Genomic DNA, 9813 nt, shown 5'->3' with positions numbered 1-9813 from the left:
GCCACCATCGCCGCGATCAACAAATGGCTGCCCCGATGAACTTCCCAAACAGGCCCTAGCGCCGCCGCCAGGCGTGGTCCGCCGTGCCACCCACGGTGGACCACCCCCGAAGCCCCGTAGTGGAGGGATCCGCGCTACTTTTCGGGGCCGGGCTTCTCGGGGCCGGAGCCCACGGGGTCGCGCACCACCACGGTCCCGGCGGCGCGATCGTGAAGGCCGCGTAGGTCACGGTCCCAGATGAACACCGGGATGAACAGGCCCAGCAGAACGGTACGCACGACGATCCACGGCCAGGACTGCCGACCACAGTCACGCAGCCGGATCACGCGGATGCCGACCAGCCGCATGCCGATCGTCTGGCCGGCCGTACCGACGAGGATCAGCTCCTCGAGCAGGAAGACCGCGTAGATCGCGAGGCCACGCGCGTCGGCGGTGTAGCTCAGTCCGACGATGTACAGCATGCCGACGATCAGGTTCGCGGCGACCGCGTCCACGAGGTAGGCCAGCAGGCGCGGACCGAACCCGACCACGGATCCTCGGCCGTCCCGCGGCAACCCGAGGCGTACCCCGGGCGGGGTGTCCCGCGGCAGACCTGGCCCGTCAAGCCAGCCTCCAAGTGCTCGTCCCACGACGCAAGCTTATGTGGCACCGCAACATGCACCCAACTCATCACGTTGAGTGATTAAGTAGGTTTCGGTAACGCTACGGAAACTATCCCATGATGTCGTGCGCCGACGGCCTGGTGACCGGAGACACGCCAACATGGCGTAACCTGTGGCCCTAAGAAGCGTGACGCGATGCTGGAGGACGAATGTTCGCAAAAGCAGAAGACGTGCTTCGCTATATCCGGGACGAAGACGTTCAGTTCATCGATGTCAGGTTCTGCGATCTTCCCGGGATCATGCAGCACTTCACCATCCCGACCCAGGTCTTCGCGGAGTCGGTGTTCACCGAAGGCCTGATGTTCGACGGCTCGTCGATCCGCGGCTTCCAGGCCATCCACGAGTCCGACATGCTGCTGCTGCCGGACCCGCACACCGCTTTCGTGGACCCCTTCCGCGAGCACAAGACCCTCGCCATGACGTTCTTCATCCATGACCCGATCACCAAGGAACAGTACTCCCGGGACCCGCGCAACATCGCCAAGAAGGCGGAGACCTATCTCCGGGGCACCGGCGTCGCGGACACCGCGTATTTCGGTCCGGAGGCGGAGTTCTACATCTTCGACGATGTCCGCTATGACTACAACCCCTACGGGTCGATGCACCAGGTCGACTCGGTCGAAGCCGCCTGGAACACCTCCCGGAAGGAAGAGGGCGGAAACCTCGGGTACAAGCCGAGGTTCAAGGGCGGCTACTTCCCGGTGCCGCCCACGGACCACTTCACCGACCTGCGTTCCGAGATGACCCGGGTGCTCTATGAGACGGGTATCACCGTCGAGATGCAGCACCACGAGGTCGGCACCGCGGGCCAGGCGGAGATCGACATCAGGTACGACACGCTCCTGAAGACCGCCGACAACCTGATGCTCTACAAGTACATCATCCGCAACGTCGCCCGCGGCCGCGGCAAGACCGTTACCTTCATGCCGAAGCCGCTGTTCGAGGACAACGGATCCGGTATGCACGTCCACTCCAGCCTGTGGAAGGACGGGGAGCCGCTCTTCTACAGCCCGAACGGGTACGGCGGTCTCTCGGACACCGCCCGCTACTACATCGGGGGGCTGCTGCACCACGCCCCGGCGCTGCTGGCCTTCACCAACCCCACCACGAACTCCTACCGTCGGCTCGTGCCCGGCTACGAGGCGCCCGTCAACCTGGTCTACTCGGCCCGCAACCGGTCGGCGTGCTGCCGCATCCCGCTCAGCGGTGACTCACCGAAGGCCAAACGGGTCGAGTTCCGCGTGCCGGACCCGAGCTGCAACCCGTATCTCGCCTTCGCCGCGATTCTGATGGCGGGGCTCGACGGCGTGCGGAACAAGATTGATCCGCCGGACCCGATCGACAAGGATCTCTACGACCTCCCGCCGGACGAGCTGGCCGCGGTTCCCCAGGTCCCGGGTTCGCTGGAGAAGGTGCTCGACGCGCTGGAGGCGGACAACGAGTTCCTGCGGGAGGGCGACGTCTTCACCGCGGATCTGATCGAGACCTGGCTGGACTACAAGCGGGTCAACGAGGTCGACGCCATCCGCCTGCGGCCGCATCCTTACGAGTTCACCCTCTACTACGACATCTGACGCCCAGCCGTAAGGTTCCGGCCATTGACCCATCGCCGGGCCGCGGGTGATCCGGCGGGCGCCGAGGCGGTGACCGCGGCCTGCTCCCAGACAGGTGCGGCACGGTGAACCGCGGGGGGTCGGTCACGCTCTCGAGGCGGGCGGCCCCGATTGACCCCTGCGGTTCGTCTGGTCCTTCGCCGCGGTGGCAGAAGGCCTCTTCGAGCCGGGGACGCGTACGGAAACCAGGTCGCGCCGCCACCTCCGGGCGGAGACCGGCCGAAGGCCCGCCGATATCCACCGAGTGCCGGCGAGCGCCAGAAAGATCACGGGCAGGGGATGCCCGGACCCTTTCCCGGGGTACCAGGCGAAACCCCCGAACCCACATTGAAAATTAATATACTAATTCCCCGAGGCCCTACTTCGACGACGTCGGAGGCGGGCCTCACGTCTATGCGGAACGGCGCGGTCCGGAATACCGGCCATCTCCCTCCGACACCCGCCAGGACACCACGACACGAAAGCGGAGCCGGGGACTCCGAAAATCCCGGACGGCAGTCGGCCCCGATCGCCCAGGGTCAGCCTTTCGTGACATAGCAGAGACCGAAAATTAACAATCACGGAACAGGAAGGTAACTGGGCACGACAAGGCTCCGGTCGAACCCTCCCGTCATTCGCGGCCTGGGTCGGCTGGCCAGGCCGATCACGAAGCCGCTCCGTAACGTGCAGGATCAACCACGGGGAGTATGAGTGAGTTATCAGGCCGAATACATCTGGATCGACGGCACCGAGCCCGAGCCGCTGATGCGCAGCAAGACCCGCATCATCAGGGACGGTAAGGAGCCGGAGATCTGGGGCTTCGACGGCTCGAGCACCAACCAGGCGCCCGGATCGAACTCGGACTGCGTGCTGCGGCCCGTCTTCGTCACGCCCGACCCGCTGCGGGGTGGCGACAACCTCCTGGTGCTCTGCGAGGTCGAGCTGACCGACTTCACGCCGCACCCGACGAACATCCGGGCCGCCGCCCGGACCGTCGCCGAGAAGTACGCCGACATGACGCCGATGTTCGGCATCGAGCAGGAGTACACCTTCTTCAAGGACGGCCGTCCCTACGGCTGGCCGGAGGTCGGCTACCCCGCGCCGCAGGGACCGTACTACTGTGGCGTCGGCGGCTCGAAGATGCCCGGCCGCCAAATCGTCGAAAGGCACGCGCAGGCCTGCCTCGACGCCGGTCTCGCCATCGAGGGCACCAACGCCGAGGTCATGATGGGCCAGTGGGAGTTCCAGATCGGCGTGCTCCCCGCCCCGGCGATCGGCGACCAGATTTGGCTGGGCCGCTGGCTGCTCCACCGGATCGCCGAGGACTACGGCGTCGAGGTGTCGTTCGCCGCCAAGCCGGTCCCGGGCGACTGGAACGGTGCCGGCGCGCACACCAACTTCTCCACCAGGCAGACGATGGAGGGCTGGGACGCCATCGTCGCCTGCTGCGAGGCGCTCGGCACCCGGGTGCTGGAGCACGTGACCCACTACGGTCACGGCATCCAGGACCGACTGACCGGTAAGCACGAGACGGCTCCGTGGAACAAGTTCTCCTGGGGCGCCTCCGACCGCGGCGCGTCGATCCGGATTCCGTGGGCTGTCGAGAAGGCCAAGAAGGGCTGGCTGGAGGACCGCCGCCCGAACGCGAACATGGACCCGTACCTGGTCTCCGCGCTCATGATTGACACCTGCTGCAGCGCCCTGGCCGGCGATAAGCCGACGCTGTTCGTGCCGTCCCAGACCACCCCGGCCCCGGCCGGGGCAACCGTCTGACGAACGGTCACCAGGCCGGAGCACAGGCTGCCGTGGCGGTACTCCCGACGACACGACCGCCTGCCCGGTCTTACGGTGGCGCGGTTCCGGCACCACCGGGCGTGCTAGCCGAAATCCGCGGTCCGCTCGCGCGCGAACACCTCCTCGACGACGGCGCGGGCCAGCGCCGCCGACCGGCGGTGCTCGGCGACGAGCTCGCCGGCCCGGTCGGAGGGATATCCCGCCGCGCTCGCCATCGCCTCCAGACCGGGCGGGCGGTCAGGGACGACGTCCGGACGCGGCCAGCCGGCCAGCGTGCTCGCGTTCCGGATGCGGGAGGCGGACATCCAGGCCGCGCGCAGGATCTCCGCCTCGCTCGCGTCGAGCAGACCGGAGACGACCGCGGCCCCCAGGCCCTCGAGCGTCGACGTCGTGCGCAGCGTGGGAATCTGCCGGCCGTGGCGCAGCTGGAGGATCTGCACCGCCCACTCCACGTCGGTCAGCCCCCCGGGGCCGAACTTCAGGTGCAGCGCGCGATCGACTCCCCGTGGGATCCGTTCCCGCTCCATCCGCCCGCTCAGGCGGATAATCTCGTCCAGGGCGCCCGCGGGAAGCGTGGCCGGGTAACGCACCGTGTCCGCCAGCCGGCAGAACCGGTAGGCGAGCCCGGGATCACCGGCCAGGGGCTCCGCCCGCAGCAGCGCCTGCGACTCCCACTCCTGCGACCACCGTTGGTAGTAGGCCGCGTACGCCTCCAGCGTGCGTGAGGCCGGGCCGCTGCGCCCCTCCGGACGCAGCGATGTGTCCAGGCGCAGCGCCGGATCGGGTCCGGGAACGGCGAGCAGCCGGTGCAGCTCACCGACCACCTCGGCGACAGCCCTGCTCGCCCGGTCCGCTGACGCCCCTGGCCTGGCCTCGTGCACGAACAGCACGTCGGCGTCGCTGCCGTAGGACATCTCCGCGCCGCCGAGCCGGCCCATCGCGATCACCGAGATCCGCGCCGGCAACGACTCCGGGTCACCTCCGGCGACCCTGCGCTCGGCGACAAGCAGGGACGCGGCGATGGTGGCGGCCGCGGCGTCCGCCAGCGCCCGGCCCACGGCTGCGACGTCCTGCAGGCCGAGCAGGTCCGCGCAGGCGACCCGGACCAGTTCGACGCGGCGTACCGCCCGGGCCCGCCCGACGGCCTCCTCCCAGTCGGGGTTGCGGTGGGCGATCGCCACCATGGTCCGGACCAGTGCCTCCCGCGGCACCGGGACGAGATCGTCCTCGGTGCGCAGCAGCCGCACCGACTCCGGCGCGCGGGCCATCAGGTCCGCCACGTACCGGCTGGTCGCGAGTACCCGGGCGAGCCGGTCCGCGGCGCCGGCGGAGTCCCGCAGCAGCCGCAGATACCACGGGGCGCGCCCGAGTGCCTCGCTGACCCGGCGATAGGCCAGCAGCCCGGCATCGGGATCGGGGGCGTCGGCGAAGGCGGGCAGCATCGTCGGCAACAGGTGGCGTTGGATCGCGGCCGTCCGGCTCACCCCTCTGGTCAGCGCCTCGATATGGCGCAACGACCGGTCCGGCGCGGCGAATCCGAGCGCGGCCAGCCGGTCGGCCGCCTCCTGGGGAGTAAGGCGGATCTCCTCCGTCGACAGGCGGGCGACCGCCTCCAGCAACGGCTGGTAGAAGAGCTTCTCGTGCAGCGATCGGACGGATCGGACCACCCGGGCGTGGGCGTCCTCGAACGCCTCCGCCGTGCGCAACCCCATCGACCGGGCCAGCCAGCGCAGCTCGGTGGCGTCCCGGGGCAGGGTGTGCACCCGGCGCAGCCGTTGCAGCTGAAGGCGGTGCTCAGCGTTACGGAGAAAACGGTAGGCGTCGGCGAGCCCGGCCGCGTCGCGCCGACCGACGTAGCCGCCGCGGGCCAGACCGTCGATGGCGCCCAGGGTGGATGCGACCCGCAGCTTGGCATCCACCCGGCCGTGGACGAGTTGCAGCAGCTGGACGGCGAACTCGACGTCGCGCAGGCCGCCCGGCCCCAGCTTGAGATTGCGCTCCGCCTCCGCGCGGGACAGCGTCGACTCCACCCGGCGCCGCATCGCCCGCACGTCGGCCACGAAGCCGGGACGGGAGGCCGCCGTCCACACCATGGGCGCGACCATCGCGCAGAACTCGGCGCCCAACGCCAGGTCGCCCGCGATCGGGCGGGCCTTGAGCAACGCCTGGAACTCCCAGGTCCGGGCCCAGCGGCGGTAGTAGGCGTGATGGCTGGCGAGCGTGCGGACCAGGGCACCGTCCCGGCCCTCCGGGCGAAGCCCCACATCGACCTGGAACAGCGCACCGGCGGCGGTGACGGTGCCGGCGGCTCGGACCAGCCCCTCCGCCAGCCGTGCCGCCGCCGTCAGTACCGCCGGCCCGGCCGGTTCCGCCCCGATCTTCCCCCCGTTCGCCGCATCGCGGGGTGCCGTCGGCTCGGCGACGAACACGACATCGACGTCGCTGACGTAGTTCAGTTCCCGTCCGCCGCACTTGCCCATGCCGATCACGGCGAGCCGGACCGGGGGCAGCCGCGGGTCGAGCCCGGCACGGGCGACCGCCAGCGCCGCGTCCAGCGCGAATCCCGCCAGATCGGCGAGTTCGGCCGTGGCCTCGTCGAGTGGCACCGCGCCGGTCAGGTCCCGCGCCGCGAGGACCAGCAGCGCCCTGCGGTACGCGGTCCGCAGGGCGTCGAGGATCTGGGGACCGTCGCCCGCCGCCCGGGGCGCCGGATCGTCCGGATCCGCGCCGACCGCGCGCAGCAGACCTGCCCGCACGCTCGCCGCCTCCGGCGGGGTGGTGACCACCTCGTCGGCTTCCAGGATGTGCCAGTCCGCCGGATGGCGGGCAAGATGATCGCCGAGCGCGATGCTCGCGCCGAGCACGGCGGCGAGCCGTTCCCGCAGCCCCTCGTGGCGGGCCAGCGCACCGACGAAGGCCGCGCCCCCGGCCGGGCCGAGGGCGTCCACGAGCCGGTCCAGCGCGGCGAGAGCCCGGTCCGGATCGGCCGCAGCCGCCAGCGAGCCGACCACGACGTTGGCCTCGAGCCGTTCCTCGCGCACGATTCCCACGGTGGCGGGACCGGGCAGGACATCCCTGCCGGCGGTGGGCGACTGGACGGCCGGGCTGAGCAGGCCGAGGCGGCGCATTGTCGTCTCGACCCGGTCGACGTCGGTGAAGCCGAGTCGCGCGAGCTGCGCGGCGACCGAGCTCCCCCGCGGATGGGCCGCGACCGGTCCCGGCCCGACCGGCCCCGCCCCGGCTGTGGGGGGCCGGGTGCCGGTCCGCCCGGTCATAGCACCGGCAGGTACCGGTCGATCTCGAACGGGGTCACCTGCCGACGGTATTCCAGCCACTCGGCCCGCTTGTTCCGCAGGAAGAAGTCGAACAACTCGTCGCCGAGGGTCTCCCGCACAAGCGCGGAACGCTCCATCACCTTGACCGCCTCGGCGAGCGAGCCGGGCAGAGCGGTGATCCCGCGCTCACGACGCTGCGTGTCGGTGAGCGTCCAGACGTCGTCCGCCGAAGCCGGTGGCAGCTCGTAACCGCCCTGGACACCCCGCAGGCCGGCTGCCAGCACCAAGGCGAAGGTGAGATACGGGTTGCACGCGCTGTCCGGCAGCCGGAACTCCACCCGGGTGGCGTTGGATTTGTGGAGCTTGTAGAGCGGAACCCGCACGAGCGCCGAACGGTTGTTGTGGCCCCAGCACACATAGGCCGGCGCCTCCAGCACCTCGCCGACCCGCTGGTCGCCGATGAGCCGCTTGTAGGAGTTCACCCACTGGTTGGTCACCGCGGTGATTTCGGCGGCGTGCGCGAGGAGCCCGGCGATGAAGGCCTTCGCCACCTTGGACAGCTGATAGTCATCGGTCGGGTCGTGAAAGGCGTTGCGGTCACCCTCGAAAAGGCTCAGATGGGTGTGCATCCCCGACCCGGCCTGGTTACCGAACGGCTTAGGCATGAAGGTGGCGTAAATACCTTGCCGCAACGCCACCTCCTTGACCACCTGGCGGAAGGTCATGATGTTGTCGGCGATGGTGAGGGCGTCGGCGTAGCGGAGATCGATCTCCTGCTGGCCGGGGGCCACCTCGTGGTGGCTGAACTCCACCGAGATGCCCAGCCGTTCGAGCATGCTGATGGCCTGTTGCCGGAAATCATGGCTGATGTCATTGGGGGTCAGGTCGAAGTAGCCTGATTCGTCCACCGGCGGGGGCACCGGGCCACCGCGTTTCGGCGGCTCCCTGAGCAGGAAGAACTCGATCTCCGGATGGGTGTAGAACGTGAACCCCGCGTCGGCCGCCCTGGCTAGCGCGCTCCGCAGCACCCAGCGCGAGTCGGCGGCGGCGGGCGTGCCATCCGGCATCACGAGGTCGCAGAACATCCGGGCAGTGAGCGGATGTTCACCGCGCCAGGGAAGCACCTGGAAGGTGGAGGGGTCGGGCCGGGCCAGCATGTCGGCCTCGTGTACCCGCGCAAAGCCCTCAATGGCGGACCCGTCGAAACCGATACCCTCCGCCAGCGCCCCCTCGAGCTCCGCGGGGGCGATCTCTACCGACTTCAGGTACCCAAGTACGTCGGTGAACCAGAGCCGAACGAAGCGGATGTCCCGCTCCTCCAGAGTCCGGAGAACGAACTCCTGCTGTTTGTCCATAGTGCCTCCGCGCTGAGGATGTGGACTCGACGATACGGGCCACCCGATGTGCTTATCCCGAGCATAGCGACTACATCCGTTCGTCGCTGTGATGTTGCCTGGTAGCAACCAGTCCGCCAACGGCGTGTTACCTACCCTCCCGACACGGGACCTAACGGCCCACGCCGCGACCGCCTACGCTGCAACCATGGCCCAGCTGCGGATCGCCCTCGCCCAGGTGGACACGACCGTCGGGGATCTCGCTGGTAACGCCGACCTGGTCAGTACCTGGACGAAACGGGCCGTCGCCGACGGCGCTCATCTGATCGCCTTCGGTGAACTCACGTTGACCGGCTATCCGCCGGAGGACCTCGTCCTGCGCCGGTCCTTCGTCGCCGCGAGCCAGCGGGCGCTGGTGGCCCTGGCCCGCCGGCTGGCCGAGGAGGGGTGTGGCGAGATCGCCGTCGTCGTCGGCTACCTCGATGCGTCCGCGCAACCCGCGCCGAGTGTGGGACGCCCGGCCGGTGAACCGCAGAACGCCGCCGCGGTGCTCTGGGGCGGCGAGGTCGTCGCGCGTTACGCCAAGCATCACCTGCCGAACTACGGCGTCTTCGACGAGTTCCGCTACTTCGTGCCCGGCACGGCCTTTCCGGTGCTGCGGCTGCACGGGATCGACGTGGGCGTGACGATCTGCGAGGACCTGTGGCAGCAGGGCGGGCCGATCACCGTGGCCCGCCGGTCCGGGGTCGGCCTCGTCCTGTGCATCAACGGCTCCCCCTACGAGCAGGGGAAGTCCTTCCAGCGCGACGCCCTGTGCGCCGAGCGCGCCCGGGAGGCCGCGGCCGCCCTGGCCTACGTCAACCTCGTCGGCGGGCAGGACGAGCTGGTCTTCGACGGGGACTCCCTCGTCGTCGACGCCGCGGGGGAGCTCGTCGCGCGGGCCCCGGTCTTCAGCGAGGCGCTGCTGATCACCGACCTGGACCTGCCCGCGGCCGGTCCCGGCCCGGCGCGGGCGGTGTCCGGGGCCATCGACGCCGAGGATGGCACGACGATGACGGTGACGCGCACGATACTGGCCGCCGAGCCGCTGGCACCGTTCACCCCCCTGCCGCCGGTCGTCGCCGACCGCCCCGAGCCCGCCGGGGAGCTGTACACC

6 protein-coding genes are annotated in these 9813 nt (G+C 69.8%); 3 read left to right on the top strand and 3 right to left on the bottom strand.

Features of this window, described 5'->3' with window-relative positions:
* Positions 1-134 precede the first annotated feature (134 nt).
* The gene (locus tag ACY45C_RS11240) at positions 135-629 is read right to left on the bottom strand and encodes an RDD family protein (protein ID WP_462187560.1); all 495 of its coding nucleotides are present in this window, start codon (positions 627-629) and stop codon (positions 135-137) included.
* 182 nt (positions 630-811) lie between these two features.
* Between ACY45C_RS11240 and glnA the strand changes: the two genes are divergently transcribed.
* Entirely contained in the window at positions 812-2236 is a 1425-nt protein-coding gene (gene glnA / locus ACY45C_RS11235) for a type I glutamate--ammonia ligase (RefSeq protein WP_462187559.1), read from the top strand.
* Between the two features lie 729 nt (positions 2237-2965).
* Positions 2966-4027, top strand: coding sequence for a glutamine synthetase GlnII (glnII, locus tag ACY45C_RS11230; RefSeq protein ID WP_462187558.1), 1062 nt, complete (start codon positions 2966-2968; stop codon positions 4025-4027).
* 104 nt (positions 4028-4131) lie between these two features.
* Here the strand turns inward: glnII and ACY45C_RS11225 are convergent, their stop codons facing one another.
* On the bottom strand, positions 4132-7323 hold the full coding sequence (locus tag ACY45C_RS11225; RefSeq protein WP_462187557.1) for a bifunctional [glutamine synthetase] adenylyltransferase/[glutamine synthetase]-adenylyl-L-tyrosine phosphorylase: 3192 nt from the start codon (positions 7321-7323) through the stop codon (positions 4132-4134).
* Positions 7320-8678 (bottom strand): glutamine synthetase family protein, encoded by a 1359-nt coding sequence (locus tag ACY45C_RS11220; protein WP_462187556.1) that lies wholly within the window; start codon positions 8676-8678, stop codon positions 7320-7322. Before ACY45C_RS11220 ends, ACY45C_RS11225 begins: the two co-directional genes overlap by 4 nt.
* Before the next feature lie 187 nt (positions 8679-8865).
* On the opposite strand from ACY45C_RS11220, the gene ACY45C_RS11215 reads away from it, so the two are divergent.
* The coding region (locus ACY45C_RS11215; protein WP_462187555.1) for a nitrilase-related carbon-nitrogen hydrolase at positions 8866-9813 on the top strand (948 nt) is incomplete at its 3' end.

The organism is Frankia sp. CcWB2, assembly GCF_977927585.1.
The sequence above is the reverse complement of the archived record's forward strand: the minus strand, read 5'-3'. Positions and strand labels throughout refer to the sequence as shown.